Genomic DNA, 20915 nt, shown 5'->3' on the forward strand with positions numbered 1-20915 from the left:
AAAGATCAGGATTTATGATGCAGCATTGGCAACATCCAAATAAACAAAATAGTCAATATTTCGAGGTACTGTTATACCGGTAGCCTCTGCAGTAAATTGCATAGCCTTTCTTCCAGAAAATATCTCCTGTTGAACGCCAATCTTGCCACCATCAGCCAAATACATTGGATTAATATTGGTTGCGAACATTGTTGTCGGAGCTTGCCATTGCAAATCACCAACATACCCTTCCGGCCGAAGCAATACGACATTGTCTTCAAACGCTTGAAGCGGAGTTTTCTTGATTTCCTGAGTCTTGACATCAAGGCATTGATATGTACCGTGCCAATCTTCTACGCTAATTGCCGGAAGCTTCAAGCGGGTGGTCATATATTCGTTGATATCTTCTGTTGTTACTGTAACCTTAGTTAGGTTGTCGGCTGAAACCATACCATTCGTCTTCCAAATTGTTACCTCTTCCAAGGTTGTAGGATGCTCCAATAAAAGGTCTGCAGTAGCCTCACTCATTCGGAAAACTCCCCTAAACGGAACTTTTAAGTTCTTTGTATAGAATTTATACATTGCAACCAAATCACCCAGAGGATAAGCCTTTTCATCTGTCCATGCGAATTTTTTACTTTTTCCACCAAATCCGCCAGCTTTACGTCTGTTTGCTTCTGGAGCATGTTCCAGAAAGTTAAACTTAAGGCCAATAACTCCACCAGCATTATTTTTTTCTGTAGAGACATAAGCGCCTGTAGATTCAACCTGTAAGGCTGTATAACTTCGCAAAACCTGACATCCGGCAATCAAATCACTGGCGTCTTTATTAAACGAACGGAATATCCGATTGAACTCTGGTGTTCCTCCCAGTTTGGATATTTTCTGTCCATCCCGGAAGCTCTTTTCATTAATGTTCATTGCCAACTTCATACGTGGCATAGTCTTTGAACTCAACTTAAACCCATCATTAGATATTAGCTGCCCTTCTGCATCATAAGCAGTGTAAGAAGCCATTACCGGATAAGTGTTAACACCTATCATTTGAACATATTCGCCATCTTCATTTTCTTCAGCTACTTCAAACAGTTCACGCCATTTTGCATTAGGAAATGCATTTTCGTTAAATTCATCCCGGAAAAAAACATCCAGGCTTTCGTAGCGCCCATTACTGGAAAGTAATGCGCCCTGCAACAGTCTATAAAAATCAGACTGATAAGATAATTGCGGCATTTCTGGCATATTCTATCCTCCTATTATTCTGTTACTTCTTCCGGGAACCATTCCCACTCAACTAACTCAATATTATCCTTTACGATTTTTGGCATTGCCGGAATCATATTTTCATAAATATACTTGACTCCCCTTGGAATCCCGACGGTGTTCTGTTCTCCACCTACAGTATCTTCTTTGGTCAAGTTATTAGGCTGTGCAAACATATGTTTACCAGTCCCTGCACCTTCGGCTTCAACAATAAATTTACCTTTACTTACAGCGTCTATATCGGCTGTAACTACAGTAATTTTATATTTTCCACTCTCGCTTTCGTCCACATTACCCAATGTAACAGCCTTTCCCGTTCCGGAAATAGAAGACGGGGCAACCATCACATTCATGCCTGCATATAACTTAGGTGTTTTAGCCGTTTTCTTTAATGTGATGATTGTGTTTAAATCTGAAGTCTGCGTTGCTTCGACTTCAAAACACTTAAGGATTTTAGCTGCATGGGTCTTGTAGTTATACTCAACAGGCGATCCGCTTGCAAGTACCTCCATATCCTGAAGCGCGTTCATAATTAACCCGCCGGATACTCTATCTTTCGGTATCTCCACCCATACAGGAATACCACCTTTGAACTCCTGTGATTTGGAAGTATACCTATTCCATAATTGAGCCATACTTTTTAATTTTTTAATTAAACAATCTGATTTCTATACTTCTTCTGGTTTTCTTCTATGGCTTTAGCCCGTTCTTCTTGACTAATAGGTTTCTCTGTCGTAGAAGAACTTGAAGAAGCCGGAGCAGCACCTTCACCATACAAATCTTTATAAGTAGAATCATATACGGATTTACCTTTTTCAGCAATCTGCTCAGGCGTCATTTGCTCGTCAAAATCCGTTAGTTTCAAAGCAATGTTCAATACTTTTTCATTTGTAGCCCCATTACCTTTCAAAATAGATTTTGCCTTGTCAAGATTAGCCTGCCTCAACTCTGCTTTCTCCTTTGCAGTTAGCTTGCTTTCAATGGAAGAATATTTTTCCCGTAGGTCTTTAGCCCATTGAGGTTCTTCTACAGCATTAAAATGGCTTGTAGCAGCCTGCTGCTTTTCCTGTTCCGGCTTGAATGTTTTCTTAAACTCCTCAACTTTTGAATTAGTGTCAGCATAAATCTGACCATTCATTGTCTTTAGAAATTCAAGATGCTTACTGTAAAAATCATCTGTCAGTTCCGTTTCTTCCGTAACCGTACCAGATATTAAATCCGCATAACCTGTTATCGTTCTTTCCGACAGGTTCAATAGGTTGTTTTTTCCAACCAGTTCTTTCAACTTTGATGAAATTTTTTCTTTCATTGTGATTTGTATTAAATGAAAAAGCCCGAAACGCCTGCCATTTTTTGACTTGCGAATCGGGCTTACTGTGCCTCTATTAAATACCAGTCCTATGTTTACTGGTACATTATATCTTCAATGTTACTTCTTTGCTGCACCTTCGGCATTTGAAACTTACAATGCTCCCACTTTTTCTCATGACTTTAGCTAATACCTTGCCGCAATAAGGACAATATACGGCGTTTTCAGCTTTCGTCCCCGTTAATATCGAATAGTCTACAGCGTCCATAAACATTTATTTTCTAATCGCAAATATAAAAACAATAAATGTTCAAAACAAATATTTAAAGTAAAACTTCATATATATAGTATATTTTATTTGTATATAGTTATTTATATGTATATATTTGCATGTAAAATTATTGAACTTAGAGGCACAATAAGCCCGGTCGTACCTATACGGTATGCCGGGCTTTCTTTGTTTATGGAAGACGAAAAATATCTAGACCCAGTATTTTTAAAGTATGGTCGGAAAGTTTATGCTTATGATCATATAGAAGAGCTTCGAAAGAAAAAATCGAAGAAGGATATTATACCCCAGAAGGGAGGACAGGAGATGCTTTTAACTTCAGAGGCAAACATTATCTTTTACGGAGGAGTTCGAGGCGGGGGAAAATGTCTTAATATCAATGAGTTAATATGCACCCCATTCGGATTTAGACGAATTGGAGATTTGAAGCCTAATGATATAATTACAGGATTAGACGGTGGCATGCAAAGAGTTGTATACAATTATAACAATGGAATAAAAAAAATATATCGTCTTAAATTTATAGATGGCTCGACTGTAGAATGCTCCCTTGATCATCTTTGGAATATAAAGAAAACTAATCGATCCAGAAAAAAAAGGAAATTGTATAATTTAGATAGAAAGTCCGACTGGACTGTATGGAGTACAAAAAAAATTATTGATGCTTTAGATATAAAAGATTCAGGAAGTCTAAAAAGTACTTATCATCTTATGATTCCTTTGTGTGAACCGGTAAGATTTACCAAAGCTATAGGGCGATCATACAAACCTAAGTTTGATCCATATATAATAGGTGCATTAATTGGAGACGGATCGATTTCGGAATTAAACATAACCAATAAATGTGTATGCTTAGAATCAATGGATGATGAAGTTGTTCAACAATTTACCAACGCAGGCATTGATATGACACATTTTACATCTTATGATTATAAAAAATCAAGATGTTACCGAATTACTAATACAGATCTTATAGAAGAACTACAACAATTAGGCATAGCTGGTCATAAATCTTATACCAAATTTATACCTAAATACTATCTATATGGATCTTTAGATGATAGGTTTTCTTTAATTCAAGGTTTGATGGATACTGATGGAACTATAGATTCCAGAGGGCATTGTAGCTTTTCGACTGTAAGCGAACAGCTAGCAAAAGATGTCAAATTTATGATTAACAGTTTAGGAGGCATAGCAACAATAACAAAAAGTAAGGCTGGTTATAAAAAAGATGGAATTTACATAGAATGTTCCGACTGTTATGATGTATACATTCGATTAAAAGATTCTTATAGATTGTTCCGCCTTGCACGAAAAAAAGAAAGAAGCAAAGTGTATAATGGAGGCATCAGCGAATATGGAAGGCGAATCGTTGGATATGAGTATGTTGGAGAAAAAGAAGTTTGCTGCATTGCTGTATCTAATACAGACAGCTTATATCTAACAAATGATTTTATTGTAACTCATAATAGTGCTGGGCTTTTAATGAATGGATACAAGTACATTGAAAATCCTCATTTTTTAGGTTCCATATTTCGTAAAGAGATTAACGATGCAAAGCGAAGTGGGTCAATTGTAGACCAATCCAATTTCTTCTATAAAGATTTCGGGGTATACAATAAATCATCTCAAGATATGACGTGGAACTTCAGTAATGGCGGAAAACTCAATTTTGGATATTATTCCGACAGCTTTGATGGATTCACTACTAGATATAGAGGAATGCAAATAGCATATATAGGTATTGACGAGGTTACTCAAATCCCTTATACTTATTTCAAATTTTTATTAACCTGCAATAGAAACGCCCAAGGATTAGAAAATAAAATAATTGGAACATGCAATCCAGACCCAGACAGTTGGGTTGCTCGCTTCATTGGAGGAACATATTCTAACAAAATTGGAGAAGATGGTGTAGAGAAATGTCGTTATAAATGGATTGGAGAAGACGGATACCCTATAGAAGAAATGAATGGAAAAATCCTCTATTGCTATATGTGGGGAGACAGAGAAGATCAAGTCTACTGGGGTGAAACTAAAGAAGAAGTATACGAACAAGCCAAAGATAAGATTGACGCAATGTGGACACCAGAACTTGAGCAATTTGGAAACAAATTGGATATGTTTATATTTTCTGTCACTTTTATTATTGGACGTTTAGAAGAAAATAAAATTTTACTAGAAAGCGATCCCTCGTATTTCAAGAATCTAGCCCAACAAAGCGAAGAACAAAGAATGAGGGATTTAAAAGGGAACTGGAAGTTTAAATCATCTGGAGACGGATTAATCACTCGCGATCATCTTGAAGCCATATTCAAAAATTCACAACAAAGAAGTGAATATAGATGTGTTACTGCAGATATAGCCTTTGATGGAGGAGACTTAGCGGTATTATTTTATTGGGAAGGATTTCACGCTATGGCTGTGGAAGTATTTAAAGTTAACGCCCAGATTTTGCTATCTAACATTAATAACTTTCTTGACAAATATGCTGTACCTGAAGAATGCTTTTGCTATGATGCCACCGGTCTTGGTAAATACCTTGAGGGATTTATGCCTAAAGCACACCCATTCTTTACGAATGCTTCTCCTACTGATAAAAAAGAAGTCCAATTTGGAAATGTAAAACAAATGATTTCAAACTATGAAAATTTAAAAGCCCAGTGTATAGACTTGTGCTGTGATAGGATAAAACTACAAGGATACAGCTTTGACGGATTATTGCTAGGTAGAAGAATATTGGGTAAAATGCTAATAGACCACCTCAGAGAAGAGTATGTATCTTTTCGAAGGGATAACAAAAATATTGATGGAAAATTCAAGATTATGCCAAAAGCGGAGGCTATTGCTATCATTGGGCACTCGCCTAATTTTATTGACGCCCTTTATATTAGGGAGTATCTGGAAATAATAAGAACAAGTAAAAAAGTTATTAAACGAATAGGAGCATACTACTTATGACAATAGATGACATTTACAACACCCGTCCTAAATTTTATAAAATTATGCCTTCCATAGGCATTAACCGCGTAAACAAAATAGAAATTTACCAAAGTGAATTTCTTGCAGAGTTACACCCTTCCGGGCATAAGATTAACGACCCGTCTTATTATGAGAATATTTTCAAGAAAATTAAAAAAAGAGATTCTAATGGGAACGAATACGATCAAGTTGTAGAGATTGCTATTGAGCGTGTTTCTATAGCCATGCAACAAATCATTTTAACCAAACATCTCACCCACCTGTGCGGAAAGAATATAAAATTTGTCTACTCCGGGAATGACTACACCGATACAAGAAAAAAGCTGGTACAGGAGCTTAAACAAGGTTGGATAAAAAAGAATATGGAAACAGCCAAGTACGACTTCTGCAAGTCTGTAAAAGCGACTGGGGATGGAGCGTTCTGTGCTGTCATTAATAATAATAAATTTTCATACCGGGTATTCTCAGCATTAAATGGAGACAGGCTTCATCCTATATTCGGATTCGATGGTAAGCTGGAGAGGTTTGGGCGTAGCTTTATGGCTTTTGACTATGAAGTGGGAGAAGAAGTTTTATTCCTTGAACTATGGGACAATAAATATTTTTCAAGATATAGATATTCCCTTGCCAACCGTAATGCTGACCAAGAAGGCTGGGAAGTCCAAATGCCTCCTACCCCTCACGGATTTGAAGAAATTCCTATTGTATACAAAAAAGTAGAGAAGGGGGCTTGCTGGTCGGACGTCCAAGATTTAATTGACAAACTTGAAATGGCACTTTCCCAGCTGTTTGAAAATAACAAATCATATGCTTTCCGCATTATGGTTATCAAAGGAGGATTTGAAATACAAGGAGACTTAAGAGGGGAAGCCAGGGCAATCATGATGGATGACACCGAAGGTAGTGCAGGATTCATGGAAAAGGCAGACGCCAGTTCATCATTTGACCTCCAACTGGAACAGACCTTGAAATTCATACTTATGGGAAGCTTTACTGTACTTCCTCCAGAGGTTAAAGGCGGAGATTTGCCCGGGGTTACGATTAAAATCCTCTATTCCCCTTCTGTTGAACAGGGCATTAATGACAAGAACGAATATAATTCCTCAATTGATGAAATGGTTTCTTTGTTTAAGCATGGATATGGGCTTGAAACAGGAAAGATGACTGAATATAACGAACTGGATGTAAGAGGTGATATTGAAGTTTATGTCCATCAGAATGATGCAGAGATAATATCCAACCTAAACACATCCGTAATTGACGGAACTTTATCTGTGGAGACTGCTGCAGAAAGACATCCATATAGCTCAAGTGACGAATTTAGCCGCTTGCTTAATCAACAAAGGCAAGAACTAACAGGAACCGGGGGAGTTGAAGAATATAAAGGAGAAGGGACAAACTCCGGTGATAATTTATATAACCAACAACAAGCACAGACTAAATAACCATGAGTAAAGACGACGATATAAAAAAGGCTAAAAAATATGCAGAGAAAGTCTTGGATGAACATGTAAAAGCTGAATCGGAAATAAAACGCATCATCCGGGAGCATTTGTCTGAGATAATAAGCATTTCAATGTCATACAAGGGGCATCCTGAGCGTTTCCGGTTCTCTGACAATGAAATTATCAACGAAAAGGTAAACGAGGCTATACGGGCATTGAATGAAGCCATATATAAAGCAATTGAAAAAGGCTCCATTACAGTAAAAGGTATTGCAGAGGAAAGAGAAGACGACAAAATAAAAGACGCGCTGATTATTTCATTTTTGGCAAGCGCTATAGGAGACAGGACTTTAAAACAAAGGATAAGCCTATATACAACCCAGCTTAAAAGTGAGATTGAAGCTTTCATTGCAGCAGGAATGGCAAAATCCTTTTCCAAAAATGAAATACTAAGGCAATGGCAAACTTACATGAAATCCCCTTATGCTTCCGATATTGTCAAAGAAGCCATCAAAAAGGGGGGTTTTGCGGCAACGCGTATAAAAACAAGAGGCATACATTATGGTAAAGGGCGATACATTAGCGCTTTTGAAAACCTGAAAAGGCTTTATGTAACAACGCTGCAGCAAATATACAACAAGTCGCTTAGGGCGATATTCAAAAAGAAGGGATTTATAGGATGGTTTACCATTAGAGGAAGCAACTACCCGTGCCCGATATGTGAAAGCGAGGCTTTTGTCCCTCACGCGGCAGAAGAAGAGTTTTTTGGCTATCATCCTTTTTGCCTATGCTTATACATACCAATTTACCAATAATACAACATAATCATGAACAGATCTAAATTTGGAAACAAAAAAGTCAACAACCAATACGGTTCCTTTGACAGTCAAAAAGAGTATGAACGCTTTTTAGTGCTCCTTGACATGGAGAAAAACGGAGAAATTTCAAACTTGGAAAGGCAAGTCCCATTTGAAATTATCCCAGCGCAGTATGAAACAGTAACAGTCAAACTGAAAACAAAGTCGAAAAAAATCAAAAAGATAAAAGAGAGGGCTGCTTATTATAATGCGGATTTCACTTATGTAAAAGACGGCTACATGGTAGTTGAAGACGTTAAGGCTTCCAAAAAGTTCCTGGATGACCTTTACCGGCTAAAGAGAAAACTTATGCTTCATGTACACGGAATAGCAATTAACGAAGTTTATTAATATGGACGCGGAAGGAATAAGAGAAATTGCACGTATGCAATCTGAAATAGATGCTTACTCAATGGGAGTTAGTTGTATATTAATACAACTCCATTCCCGGAATAAAGAATATATTTTTCCGGAATTAAACATACCAGAAATTGATATGGTCTTGAATATGATTAAGAAGTTACAAAAAGAAAGCCAAATCAATGAACGAGGAAAAGATTGATTATCTAATAAAACTACAAGAGGCAAACCTTCAAATATCGGCTAATAACAATGTCTTGCTACAGCGTATATTAGCCGGTATGAACGAAGGAAACGCGTTTAACCGTGGTGTTGTTGAAAATGTCACGGCTTATTACGCCATTCAAGCGATAGAAAAGGCAAAAGGCAATTCGGCACTCTAATCATCTTTCCAATAATTTCCTCAAAGTAGATGGGGATTTTACTTTATGTCCTGTATTCTCTCCTTCTTGGTTATAAATGCATCCGTCTTTGTCTACAATAAGACAACTATACATAAAAGTATTATTCCAGAACTTCACAAATTTTTCTTCGTTTGAAATAAAACCAATAACCTTGTTTTCTTCATTAAAGATAAAGACGTAACAACCATTCCTGATTAATTGAAGGATATTTTCTTGTATCCTGTTGCTTTCTCTTATTACATCTATGGCTTCCGGTGATGAGAATCCTTCTTTCCAAAAACAACTTAGGTCATCCAGTATTTCTTTTCCTGCTTTATTCATATCCGTATCTTTTAAAATGGCAAATCATCCTCAACGCCCACCGGAACATTTTCAGGCGATTTAAGGCCTCCATTATTATTTTGATACACCTGGCCACTTTGAGGATTTGAAGCCATTACAGTACTCCTTTCCACCTTCCATGCCGATATTTCGTTAAACCACCGTCCTTGCCATTCACGCGCATCCACATTAAAAAACACTTTTAAACTTTCTCCTTGGCAAATGGACAATTCATTTATCTTATCATTCCACGCTCCAAAGCACATGCGCTTAGGATATTTTTCTTCCGACTCAATAACATATTCCTGCTTGCTCCAAGCACTGCCCGATTTCCCCGTCCCTGTCTGAAGAGGTAAAACCGAAATAATCTTTCCCGTAAATTCCATAACCATTGATTTATTTAATACAAAAATACCTATAAACATCCAATAAAACAACAAAATAGCTATCTTTGTCAGAGACTTAGAGGCACAATAAGCCCGGTATTCCTGCATACGTAGGATTATCGGGCTATTTTATTTAATTACACTATACTTATGACAGAAATTCATTTAGACACATTATTCCTGGACATCACTTCTGATCAAGATGAAGAAAGGCCAATCCTGAAACAAGATGATGTTACCGTCTTTTCCCGTGATGCCATGAGCCTGATCACCGGAAAAGCAAAATCACGCAAAACATTTTTCCTTTCTGCAATAGTCGCCGCATTAGCAAAAAAGAATGAAATACTCACCCTTAAAAGATGTTCGCCTGTCAAAACATTATGGATAGACACAGAGCAATCAATATTCCATTTTCACCAATCTGTGGCAAGAGCATACGAAATGGCCAATATAAGCATTATGCAAAACTGCGAAGATATAATCCCACTGTCCTTCTCAATCCTCTCCACTGAACAACGGGTAGAAAAGCTCAAGGATGCCGTGGAGGAATATCGACCGGATGTTATTATCATAGATGGCATCAGGGATTTCGTCTATGATATTAATGACGTCAAAGAATCAAGTAGACTCAAAGACCTGCTCATGTGGATACATCACCAATACGATTGCCATATATGCTCAGTCCTACACCAAAACAAAGGAGACTCCAATGCGAGAGGGCATCTTGGCTCTGAACTAACCAACAAATCAGAAACAGTATTCTCTCTTGAACCTATAGCAAACACAACAAAGGTTATCCCTGCCTGCTGCAGAAATATGCCTTTCAATCAATTCTCCTTCGAAATAAGCGATGAAACAGGATTGCCTATCATATGTAAAGGCTCAACAAAAATGACAAGGGATAAAAAGCTTATCCCAGCACTAGAAGAATTATTCGATGAAGGCAAAACCTATAAATACTCCGAATTAATACCTATTCTGCAAGTAAAACTTGGTATAAAGATGTCTACGGCAGAAGCTAACTTAAGGTATGCTTTGAAAGTAAGGTTGGTATACAAGGATGAAGAAGGTATATACCATCTAAATAACGCTTAAAATCAACAACTTAACTCCATTTTATCCCCTATAACCTTTACCTTACCTTACCTATCCCTATATATATAGGGAATAGGGTAAGTAAGGTTATATTAGGGAGTTTAGAGTAAATAAGGTACTATAAGGTAAAATATAAGGTCGTTATAAGGTAAAACCTAATACAGCCACATGATGAAAATAAATATAAATAAACAAGTTTACAGTGTAAACTATACAATTATTACAGTTTAAAGGGGTAGGTAAGATAGCAAGATGAAAGATGAGGAAAGAAAAAAAATAGGAGAAAAAAAATTTTTTAGATGAGTCGAATAGCCAAAAACTATGCCATAGCCTAACCGGGGGTGTACCCCACCCGGTTAAAACATATTAAAAATTATCTGCATCAGAAACCGGCTTGTTAGTTTATATTATACGAATAATATTTACATATCTAATTATCAGCATGTTACAACATTAAGTATTGTTATCTGACATTTTGGCGTTTAAATATAGCTCGCATTTAGAGCATTGAAGAGGTAAATAGTATTTTATCTGTTCTTCTTGTTCTGTTTGCTCTTTTTTCATCTGTTGAAGGTCTGCAATCTTCATTCCTAAATCAGCTTTTATCTTAGTATCTTTCTCCGTCCTAAACAATAAAACCAACTGTTGTAATAATTCAGCTTTATCGATTTGAGTATAATCAACCCCTTCCTCTTCAAACCTTTCTTTATCTCTTTTAGCTTCAATCTGATTTCTTCTAGCTTCGATATAAGCCTTAACTTTAGGTTGTGCAAAGAATTTCCTAATCAATGCAGAAACGGAATCGCTATTTGCTGTTATCATCCGGTCTCTGGAATACACATAGGCAGATTTTCTATCTCCATTTACCAGATATGCATCTAGGCAAAATTTTTCTTTATCTGTCAGTTTGGATATTAATATAATCTTATTTTGTTCTTCTTCGCTTATCATATCTTCAATATTAAACAGTTACGCATCAAAGATAGCAAATAGTCATAATAAAACAAAGTGCTGTTATACGGTCTTATTTCGCACCAATATTATTAATAAATAAACATCGTAAAATAATGAAAATAAACACATTAATACATTGTTATATAAAATATTATATGTATATTTGTAGTGTAAGAAAGAGATAAACTTACAGGCGTGTTACTTGAAATGATGGATAAAAAAGGATCTGCCGGTAGTGGAATACCAACAGATCCAAAAAGGAAAAGCAAAAGCTAAAAAACTTAAGCTTAACCCCGTGACTATGGGGCAAAGATATAAAGCTTTTGTAATTCTTCCAAATTTACCCACCTGATTAACATGCTATATACATCGATTATTAACAATAAAATATATAGCAATATGAAAACAATATCTTTCAAGCAAGCATTTTTAAGAAAGTATCCTAAATACAACAGGATTCTTAAATATATGAATGAGAGTTTGGGGCATGAATTTGGCTGGAAAGACTTCACAAAGCTAAATATCATAGACTTTTGCGAGTTCATATCAGATAAAGTTGCTCAATCGTCTCAAAAGACTTATTGCGCAATGATAAAGTCTGTCTTAAATGTCTATTCTGAAGAAATAGATATTCCTTGCAAAAACTACAATGAGGTCTTGACTATACGCAATGTAAAGTCGACTAACACTTGGTTAACAGAAGAAGAGTTAACAAGGATCATAGAATATATCCCTGCTTCAGAACTTGAAAATCAGGTAAGGAGCCAATTCATAATAGGCGCTTATACCGGTTGCCGGCATTCTGATTTTATGAAACTGGATAAAACCAATATTGTAAACGGACATTTGCGCTATGTTAGCCAGAAAACAAAAATACAAGCGGATGTTCCTTTAAAACCTGTTGTCATTGATTATTTATCTTATAGCTTTAAAGAATATTCCGACGTCACGTTCAATAGAACAATTCGAGATATCTGCAAAAAATGCGAGATAAATGAGATCATAAAACTCTTTCAAGCTGGCAAAGAAGCGGTAGGAGAAAAATGGATGTTTATTTCTTCTCATGATGCCCGTAGGAGTTTTGCCACAAATCTATATCTTAGAGGATGCGATCTTTTCGCTATAAGTAAGATGATGGGACATTCCAGCACTACACAGACCGAGACTTATATTTGTTGCGGACTGAAAGAACTACCTGAAAAGGTAATGGAGTATTTTAAATAATACAATATTTACTGTTATTTTATTTGATGCTATAAAAACAAATTGCATCTTTACAAGGCAATAAAAAAACAATTGACCATGGCTACGATAAGACAAAATGCAGAACAACTTCTCCGGGAACAATATGAAACATATATTGATTCTTCTACTACATCATTCAAAGAATACGTAGAAATGTGCGCAGAGGAAGACCCTTCATTTTTTAGATGGCTATTTGGAGAAAATAATATACAAAATGATTACGACATTGATTTAACAGATGAACATAGAGAATTATTTGAAGATTTTATAGATTCTTTGTCTGAATAACATATCTTTGCATGAGGTTCTCGAAGAACATGACAAACGTACCGGGGTGGCGGCTATTATTTTATAGTCGCCATCTTTGTCAATGTATCCCTTAACAGCAAGACAAAACCACCGCAATCATACCGCAAATAAACCATAAAAAAAACATAACTATTTAAATATCAGAAAACTAACAGTCAACAAAACCAGACTGGCAGTCTGAAGGTGATCGGTTCGAGTCCGATATGCTCCACTTTAACTCCGTAAACAGATATAAAAAATGGGACTAAAATAGGGATTATACCCTTTTTAGTTCCATTTTTTGGTTTCAGAACTAAAAAAATCCCTCTGGTAGTTGCCAGAGGGATAGTATAGGGTAAATTTGAAAGGACGTTAAGGCTTTGGTTATAAATCTTAGAACCTATCAAGATTTATATCTTTTATTCATTTATGTTCAAACAATATCCCACAATACAAAATCTTTCATTTATTTACAGAAGAGCATTTATTTTCATTCCTAAAATCAAATAAAATACATCAAAAGCAACTTAGTTCTAATCGAACTAAACACTTTATCAATACCATTTGATTACTATAAATCAACTATTTAAAAGCATAAAACAATATACAATTGTCAGATCTCATACAAATATTGTTGTTTTAGCTTAACAAATAACAAACAGATAACCATTGACACTATTTATTCTTTAACAACTAATAAAATACAACTCTATGATGTTCATTATCTGCAAGAAAAGTAAACAAACAAAGTCTTCATGTATAATATTTAATAAAGCTAAAATGACATTTTAGCTTGCAATATTATATACTATCTTTGTTCAAAATTTTAATCGAGCGATATAGTTCGATTAGAACTAAGTTAATTCTACTTTTTCTTTTCCGTTAGCTCCTGTTCTATCGGGTCATCATACTGCTTCTGCAATTTATGTAATTCTGTTTTGAGGCTGTCTATTAAAGCTTCATTACCCGGTTCATTATAGATATTATGCATTTCATCCGGGTCATTCTGCAAATCATACAATTCCCAGACATCGATATCATTATAAAAATGCATTAATTTATAGCGGTCGGTACGTACACCGTAATGCCGCTTCACTGCATGTTCGGCCGGATATTCGTAATAATGATAGTACAAGGAAGTACGCCAGTCTTTCGGATGTTTGCCTTTTAACAAAGGAAGATATGAGTCACCCTGAATATCTGCCGGAACAGGAACACCAGCCAGTTCAAGGAATGTTGCAGCATGATCAATATTCTGAACCATTTCGGGAATATCCCCTTTTACACCTCCTGGAAAACGAACCAACATAGGAGTACGGAAAGACCCTTCATACATAAAACGTTTGTCAAACCAACCATGTTCACCCATATAGAAACCTTGATCGGAAGTATACACGATAATCGTATTATCCAACAAACCTTTCTTTTGCATATAGTCGAGTACACGTCCTACATTACGGTCCACAGAATGAATTACACGCATATAGTCGTGCATATACTGTTGGTATTTCCATTCAGCCAAAGCTTTCCCTGTTAGTTTCTTTGCCTTAAATTCTTTGATAATCGGGTCATAATGTTTATCCCAGGCAGCTTTCTGTGCCGGTGTCATCCGGTTATACAAATCGCGACCGGAGGCTTCCAGCCCTGTTGTTGTATGGATTTCATTCTCTTTATCCGCCATCTTCAGGTCATATACCAAATCCATATCCTTAATGATACTCATCTCCTGTTGAGAAGCAGCAATCCTACCTTCATATTTATCATAAAAAGTTTCAGGAACAGGATATACCACATCTTCATACAAGTCCAAATCACAGGTATCCGGCATCCAGGTACGGTGAGGAGCCTTATGATGCAATAACAAACAGAATGGTTTATTTTTATCCCGCTTATTTTCAAGCCAATCCAAAGCCAAATCGGTCGTGATATTGGTAGCATAACCTTCTATCTGTTTCTTCACCCCATTATCTATAAAATAAGGATTGTAATAATCTCCCTGACCGGTCAGGATATTCCAATAATCAAATCCGGTAGGATCGGATGTCAAATGCCACTTTCCTACAATTGCAGTCTGATAACCAGCCTTCCGTAATAATTTAGGGAAGGTCTGCTGACTGCCGTCAAACCTCTTCGTATTATCCGTAAAACCATTCTTATGACTGTGCTTGCCTGTCAAAAGGCAGGCACGGCTCGGACCACTCAAAGAGTTGGCAACAAAACTATTTGTAAACCTTACCCCTTCATTGGCAATCCTGTCAATATTAGGTGTTTCAATAAAACGGTGATTATACGCACTGATTGTTTGATAGGAATGGTCGTCGCACATGATATACAAAATATTCATCTGCTTTTCCGGCTCCTTCTGTTGTCCTTTTCCGGCACAAGAAGGCAGTAGAGTTGCTGCCACTCCGGTAAAAAGAAATAGCTGATTCTTTTTCATGTTTTTAATTAGATTAAAACGTTTATGTTAATTAGATTTAGACTTGACTATCCTATATATTTGCAAATATATGGATAAAAACCGTTAGATATACCCACTTTACAGTTTATATCAGGTATATAAAACCAGAAAAGGTTACTCTGTCAATAAAGCCAAAGCAACCTTTTCTTATGATTATCTATTAAATATGTTATTTACGGCAATAAGGCAGTTTGTACGGATTCCTGTATTCATACCAGTACAAACGATGTGCTGCCGCTTCCTTATCTCCTTCAAAACTAAGCGTAGCCGGATTCCATTTTACCGGACGTCCCAATTCTCTTGCTATATTGGCAAGACAACAGAGTGTATTCGTACTACAACCAACCTCTACCGGAGCGATCGGATTTTCACGGGAACGGACACAGTCAATAAAGTTCTGCATATGCGGAGAACTTACTTCATATTGACCTTTATCAATCTTCTTTTCCGATTTCTTTAACAGAGAAGGATTAGAACATTCGATATATCCACGTGCCACTTTCAACCAGCCTTTATCACCAATAAACTGAATACCCTGGGCATTCGCATCATCTTCACGATAAGGCTGCTCGGTCATTACAATACCGTTTGCATACTTCATTGTTGCATATTTAGTTCCATTGTATCCTTTGGGTATAAACTCCACAGGACCGGAGCCATCCATACCGATAGCTGCCTGGGCTATATCAAACATATGTGCACCCCAGTCTGCCGTATAACCGTTACCAGTTTCCTGATACCAACGCCAAGCACCCCACAATTGTTCATTTTTTTCCGGGTCAAGAGAGATTGGAGGACATAAATCCGGATGATAATGAATCTTCGGGTCATTCAATGGCCCCATCCACTGGTTGAAGTTCAGATTATCGGGAACCGGCATTTCCGGTAAATCCAAAGGTTTGGGAGGTTCACCTACACGTGCATATATCTTTTCTATATGGCCTATAGCACCACCACGCACCAATTCGATTGCTTTCTGAAACTCTTCACTTGAACGCTGCTGGCTTCCAATCTGAAACACCCGGTTATTATCGCGCACAGCCCTTGCCACAGCCAAGCCTTCCGTAATGGTGTAAGCTAATGGTTTCTGGCAGTACACATCTTTACCAGTCTGGCAGGAATGGATAGCAACCAAAGCATGCCAATGATCCGGAGTAGCGATTTCTATGGCATCTATATCTTTACGTTCCAGCAAATCTTCGTAAAACTCATACATATCGCAACGAACCGGCATACCTTGAGACTTCTGCCATGCCTCGATACGTCTTTTGAAACGTTCCCGCTTCATTGAATCCACATCACAACATGCCGCAACCTGTACACCCGGACAAGTCGAAAAACTTTGGAAGTCGGAACATCCTTGCTGCCCCAGTCCAACGAAGCCTAAAACGACACGATCACTCGGTGCAATACGTACACCATTGATTGCCCAACTGGGCAGGATAGTCAAACCAGCTAATCCCAATGCGGAATAGCCAAGAAATTTTCTTCGGGATATTCCTTTTTTAGTGTTTTCTTTCATGGTAATCAATAATATTATTGGTCGAAAAGATTAATCCGAACAAAGATATATATAAAATCGGAAGATGATTTACCTCTTTTTCACAAAAAGGTTACAAAAATGACATTGGGAAAAGAAAAAAGAGCTATTTACCTTCTTCCAGATAAATAGCCCTTTCATAAATCATAAAAATATCTGCTTAGAACGCGTATCCAAAGCCTACATTCAGATAAATCGGATACATGGCAAAAGATACCGTATCAAAGTCTTTCTTGAAAATATCATTGAAGCCCCATGTCAGGTCCGCATTCACATTTAAATGCTTGAAAGCACGCCACTCTACACCTAACTGTGCCCCCCATTGGAAACGACGAAGGTCTTTAGAGAAATCGTACGGTGCACTCTTGTCATCCGAAAAGATAACTTTATTTCCTGTAGGATCCCCTTCTCTCAAATAGCCTTCATAAACATCTCCTGAAAAATCACCATCTGTCATATAAGAGAAATAAGGACCTAAATCCATGCTAACACGAGGGCTAATCTTATATTTGGCCAAAACAGGGAAAGTAAGATAAGAGTTACGAACTTTTGTCTTCACTTTACCAGTCCAATACCCTTTAATAAGTTCTCCTCCGTCACCTATAATTTCCATCTTATAGTTCTTCACATCAGCATCCGTTCGCATACCTTTAGTTTCGAGACGAACACCAATTTCTACCCCCCACTTCTTCTGTGTATCCAACCATTTCGTAACATTTCCCTCTATAGCAACTGCTACAGTAGGACTATAGCTATTGATTGAACGAATTTCTACAGGTAATGGCAATGGAGAAGTTCCACCTATATTAAAGCCGGCTTTCACTTCATATTCCAATCCTATAAGAGCAGACTTGATAATACCCGGATTCCTATCCTGTTGGGCAAATGCTGGCAATGCAATCAAAGACAAAGCCATTATATAAAACAATATATTTCTTTTCATATTATAAATATTATCCTTTTAATATTCCGGTGAGGTTTCAAGTTCCACCTCATCTATATACAGGGTACTTCCTACCGCACCTTTAAAACTATCGCCATCAATACTGGAAGAAAAGACAATGGCCATATTATATTTGTTGGCTTTCAGTTTATCTTTATCTATCACTTTACCTGGCAATGTTACAAATGGAATGTTAAACTCTGTCCATTCATTGGTTTCCACACGATCTTTATCTGCTATGCGTGCAATTGAGATTAAGTTCGGATGATCAAAACGATTTGTTCCGTCCAAAGTCTTTGTGTTAGCATCTGTCTCATAAAAAATAGCATAAATATCGAAATTATCTTTCTTTCCGTCTACAGTCTGTCCCATCTCAGAATAAACTGGGCCTGCTTTATATTTATAATAACCTCTTAAATTGGTAGGGACTTTATCAAATGGCAAACCAAATTGTGTAGCCTTTAACGCGTTTGTTAATGCATTCCCTACATCAAAAGTTCCAATAAACAAGTTACCTGCTGCAATATACATTTTCAGTGCTGCACCCCAAGAGCCTGTTGTACGCGTTTCCAGCTTAACGCCTTTGCCTACTTTTCCGTTTTCAACAGAACATGTAGGAAAAGAAGATGCATTGGAGCCCATACCAGTTAAAGCAAAACCTTTATTTCCACTTGCCCATTCCATTATATCACTTCCATCTTCATCTTTTTCAAAAAAGATGTCATAAGTATAGTTTAATATTACACTATTTTCTTGCCTTACATTCTCAAAATGATATTCCGTACTAATCCCAGCAACCACATAAGCTACCTGATATTTCTTTGTCCAATTTCCGTCTTCCGATGTTACGGTATAATACTGAGGTTGCGTAAAATCAAGCACCGTACCGCTTACCGGAGAAATCGAGGCCCCCGGAGTTAACTCAAATTCCGGAGCTTGCTGGGTCAAATCAGCATCAGCCCTCACCATCAAGGTTATTTTATTATTCTCTATAATCGGCTCTCTCTTTAAAATATCACCGGGAACCGTACAAGCAACAATATCCGCCTCTGCATTAGGAGCCTCTGCGCGTATGCAAGAGAACAGAGCCACACTCAATAAGAGAGCCGCTATTAAATACTTAAACTTCATTTCAATCCTTTTTAATGAATAACCAATTTTATCAATTTCATCTACCTTTTGTAAACAAACTGGTTGCAAAAGTAATGCCCTTTTTTCAAATAGCCTGTATATTTATACTTTTATCACAGTTTTTATTGTAACACTCGCTTATTCTCCTTATTTTTGATTCATAACTATGATTTTTCAAAACCATAGTTATGATTTCCGAAAAACATAACTATTAAATTCTAATTCATAAATCAAAAGACCATGACAACACGCAGAGACTTTCTCCGGCAAGCCGCCTTGTTGAGTGCAGGCTTAACAGCACATCCTTTTTTAATTAAAGCGGGAGGTTCCGCAAGTGTAGGCGCGAATGATAAGATTCATGTCGGCCTTATCGGATGCAACGGTATGGGATTTGAAGACCTGAAAGCCTTCCTGCGCAACCCGGAAGTGGATTGTGTAGCTATAGCCGACATCGATGAAAATGTATTAAACAGCCGGGCTGCCGAAACAGAGAAAATAACAGGCAAAAAGGTTAAAAAGCTATATAAAGACTGGCGCAAACTAATCGACAATAAAGATATAGACGTTGTCATAGTAGGAACTCCCGACCATTGGCATTGCCTTCAATTAGTAGCAGCCTGCCAGGCAGGAAAAGATGTCTATTGCGAAAAACCATTAGGGAATAGCATAGAAGAATGTAATATTATGGTTCGCGCAGCCGAAAAATACAATCGTGTCGTACAGGTTGGCCAATGGCAGCGCAGCGACCCTCATTGGCAAGATGCCATGGCTTTTGTACACAGCGGGCAATTAGGAAAAATCCGCACAGTACGTGTATTCTCCTATCAGGGTTGGTGCCCATCCATTCCAGTCAAACCGGACGAAGCGGTTCCGGCAGGTGTCGACTACGATATGTGGTTAGGCCCAGCTCCTCAACGTCCATTTAACCGGAACCGTTTCCATTTCACATTCCGCTGGTTCTGGGATTATGCAGGAGGATTAATGACCGACTGGGGTGTACACCTACTCGATTATGCACTATATGGAATGAATGTTACCGCTCCAAACTCTATCATGGCATCGGGTGGCAAATTCGGTTACCCAAATGATGCCTGCGAAACACCGGACTTACTGCAAACTATTTATACATTCAATGACTTTACGGTTATGTGGGACCACGCCATCGGTATCGATGACGGTGCTTATGGACGTAACCACGGTTTAGGATTTGTCGGTGAAAACGGCACATTAGTTATCGACCGGAACGGCTGGGAAGTAATCCCTGAAAGAGTAAACGGAAAAGCCCGCATGGATGCAGTCGCCCTAAAGAAAGCATATGGCGAAGGCGGTCTGAACCTTCACGTGAAAAATCATCTTGAATGTATCAAATCCCGTAACCGTAACTGCAATGCCAGCATAGAAATCGGAGCCCACATCGCTAAATTCTCCCAACTGGGAAATATCGCATACCGCACCGGAAAGAAACTAAGCTGGGATGGCTCCAGTTTCCATGATGCAGAAGCCGACAAATACCTGTGTAAGGAATACAGAGCACCATGGGAACTACCTAAAATTTAGGTGACAGGTGACAGGTGACAGGTGACAGGTGACAGGTGACAGGTGACAGGTGACAGGTGACAGGTGACAGGTGACAGGTGATAACAAAATAAATAAAAGGAGCAAG

General features: G+C 37.6%; 20 protein-coding genes. 10 read left to right on the top strand and 10 right to left on the bottom strand.

Annotation, left to right across the window (positions count from 1 at the left end; translation table 11 throughout):
• Nucleotides 1-12: 12 nt before the first annotated feature.
• From ACGE0T_RS14365 to ACGE0T_RS14375, 3 genes are read right to left on the bottom strand one after another with little or no spacing between them, the layout of a single operon-like run.
• Nucleotides 13-1221: a hypothetical protein gene (locus ACGE0T_RS14365; RefSeq protein WP_459187309.1), complete on the bottom strand. Its 1209-nt coding sequence runs from the start codon at nt 1219-1221 to the stop codon at nt 13-15.
• Nucleotides 1222-1235: 14 nt separating this feature from the next.
• On the bottom strand, nt 1236-1877 hold the full coding sequence (locus ACGE0T_RS14370) for a hypothetical protein (protein WP_459187310.1): 642 nt from the start codon (nt 1875-1877) through the stop codon (nt 1236-1238).
• 17 nt (nt 1878-1894) lie between these two features.
• Complete coding sequence (locus tag ACGE0T_RS14375) at nt 1895-2551, bottom strand: hypothetical protein (protein ID WP_459187311.1); 657 nt, start codon at nt 2549-2551, stop codon at nt 1895-1897.
• A gap of 376 nt (nt 2552-2927) precedes the next feature.
• Between ACGE0T_RS14375 and ACGE0T_RS14380 the strand changes: the two genes are divergently transcribed.
• Genes ACGE0T_RS14380 through ACGE0T_RS14405 form a run of 6 tightly spaced genes read left to right on the top strand, consistent with a single transcriptional unit; the run spans nt 2928 to nt 8867 of the window.
• On the top strand, nt 2928-5801 hold the full coding sequence (locus ACGE0T_RS14380; protein ID WP_459187312.1) for an LAGLIDADG family homing endonuclease: 2874 nt from the start codon (nt 2928-2930) through the stop codon (nt 5799-5801).
• Nucleotides 5798-7267, top strand: coding sequence for a phage portal protein (locus ACGE0T_RS14385; protein ID WP_459187313.1), 1470 nt, complete (start codon nt 5798-5800; stop codon nt 7265-7267). The genes ACGE0T_RS14380 and ACGE0T_RS14385 overlap by 4 nt, the downstream gene beginning before the upstream one ends.
• A gap of 2 nt (nt 7268-7269) precedes the next feature.
• On the top strand, nt 7270-8082 hold the full coding sequence (locus ACGE0T_RS14390) for a hypothetical protein (RefSeq protein ID WP_459187314.1): 813 nt from the start codon (nt 7270-7272) through the stop codon (nt 8080-8082).
• 12 nt (nt 8083-8094) lie between these two features.
• Nucleotides 8095-8475, top strand: a complete 381-nt coding sequence (locus tag ACGE0T_RS14395; RefSeq protein ID WP_459187315.1) for a DUF1064 domain-containing protein — start codon at nt 8095-8097, stop codon at nt 8473-8475.
• 1 nt (nt 8476) lies between these two features.
• A complete protein-coding gene (locus ACGE0T_RS14400) occupies nt 8477-8686 on the top strand; it encodes a hypothetical protein (RefSeq protein ID WP_459187316.1) in 210 nt (69 codons plus the stop codon).
• On the top strand, nt 8667-8867 hold the full coding sequence (locus ACGE0T_RS14405) for a hypothetical protein (protein ID WP_459187317.1): 201 nt from the start codon (nt 8667-8669) through the stop codon (nt 8865-8867). Before ACGE0T_RS14400 ends, ACGE0T_RS14405 begins: the two co-directional genes overlap by 20 nt.
• Here ACGE0T_RS14405 and ACGE0T_RS14410 read toward each other — a convergent pair whose 3' ends face one another.
• Nucleotides 8868-9209 (bottom strand): hypothetical protein, encoded by a 342-nt coding sequence (locus tag ACGE0T_RS14410; protein WP_459187318.1) that lies wholly within the window; start codon nt 9207-9209, stop codon nt 8868-8870.
• A gap of 11 nt (nt 9210-9220) precedes the next feature.
• Nucleotides 9221-9595 (bottom strand): DUF3127 domain-containing protein, encoded by a 375-nt coding sequence (locus ACGE0T_RS14415; RefSeq protein ID WP_459187319.1) that lies wholly within the window; start codon nt 9593-9595, stop codon nt 9221-9223.
• A 150-nt stretch (nt 9596-9745) separates the two neighbouring features.
• On the opposite strand from ACGE0T_RS14415, the gene ACGE0T_RS14420 reads away from it, so the two are divergent.
• On the top strand, nt 9746-10690 hold the full coding sequence (locus ACGE0T_RS14420; protein WP_459187320.1) for an AAA family ATPase: 945 nt from the start codon (nt 9746-9748) through the stop codon (nt 10688-10690).
• 453 nt (nt 10691-11143) lie between these two features.
• Here ACGE0T_RS14420 and ACGE0T_RS14425 read toward each other — a convergent pair whose 3' ends face one another.
• Nucleotides 11144-11641, bottom strand: coding sequence for a hypothetical protein (locus ACGE0T_RS14425; protein WP_459187321.1), 498 nt, complete (start codon nt 11639-11641; stop codon nt 11144-11146).
• A gap of 402 nt (nt 11642-12043) precedes the next feature.
• Between ACGE0T_RS14425 and ACGE0T_RS14430 the strand changes: the two genes are divergently transcribed.
• Nucleotides 12044-12868 carry a site-specific integrase gene (locus ACGE0T_RS14430; RefSeq protein WP_459187322.1) on the top strand — a complete coding sequence of 275 codons (825 nt, stop codon included), beginning with the start codon at nt 12044-12046 and terminating at the stop codon, nt 12866-12868.
• 78 nt (nt 12869-12946) lie between these two features.
• Nucleotides 12947-13177 carry a hypothetical protein gene (locus ACGE0T_RS14435; protein WP_459187323.1) on the top strand — a complete coding sequence of 77 codons (231 nt, stop codon included), beginning with the start codon at nt 12947-12949 and terminating at the stop codon, nt 13175-13177.
• Nucleotides 13178-14042: 865 nt separating this feature from the next.
• Here ACGE0T_RS14435 and ACGE0T_RS14440 read toward each other — a convergent pair.
• From ACGE0T_RS14440 to ACGE0T_RS14455, 4 genes are all read right to left on the bottom strand, one after another.
• Nucleotides 14043-15617, bottom strand: coding sequence for a sulfatase family protein (locus ACGE0T_RS14440; protein ID WP_459187324.1), 1575 nt, complete (start codon nt 15615-15617; stop codon nt 14043-14045).
• A gap of 190 nt (nt 15618-15807) precedes the next feature.
• Entirely contained in the window at nt 15808-17160 is a 1353-nt protein-coding gene (locus ACGE0T_RS14445; RefSeq protein WP_459187325.1) for a Gfo/Idh/MocA family protein, read from the bottom strand.
• A gap of 178 nt (nt 17161-17338) precedes the next feature.
• Nucleotides 17339-18121 carry a porin family protein gene (locus ACGE0T_RS14450; protein ID WP_459187326.1) on the bottom strand — a complete coding sequence of 261 codons (783 nt, stop codon included), beginning with the start codon at nt 18119-18121 and terminating at the stop codon, nt 17339-17341.
• A gap of 18 nt (nt 18122-18139) precedes the next feature.
• Complete coding sequence (locus tag ACGE0T_RS14455) at nt 18140-19252, bottom strand: PCMD domain-containing protein (protein WP_459187327.1); 1113 nt, start codon at nt 19250-19252, stop codon at nt 18140-18142.
• Nucleotides 19253-19492: 240 nt separating this feature from the next.
• Here ACGE0T_RS14455 and ACGE0T_RS14460 point away from each other — a divergent pair, with 240 nt between their 5' ends.
• Nucleotides 19493-20809, top strand: a complete 1317-nt coding sequence (locus ACGE0T_RS14460; protein ID WP_459187328.1) for a Gfo/Idh/MocA family protein — start codon at nt 19493-19495, stop codon at nt 20807-20809.
• Nucleotides 20810-20915 lie beyond the last annotated feature (106 nt).

Source organism: Parabacteroides sp. APC149_11_2_Y6 (assembly GCF_054506995.1).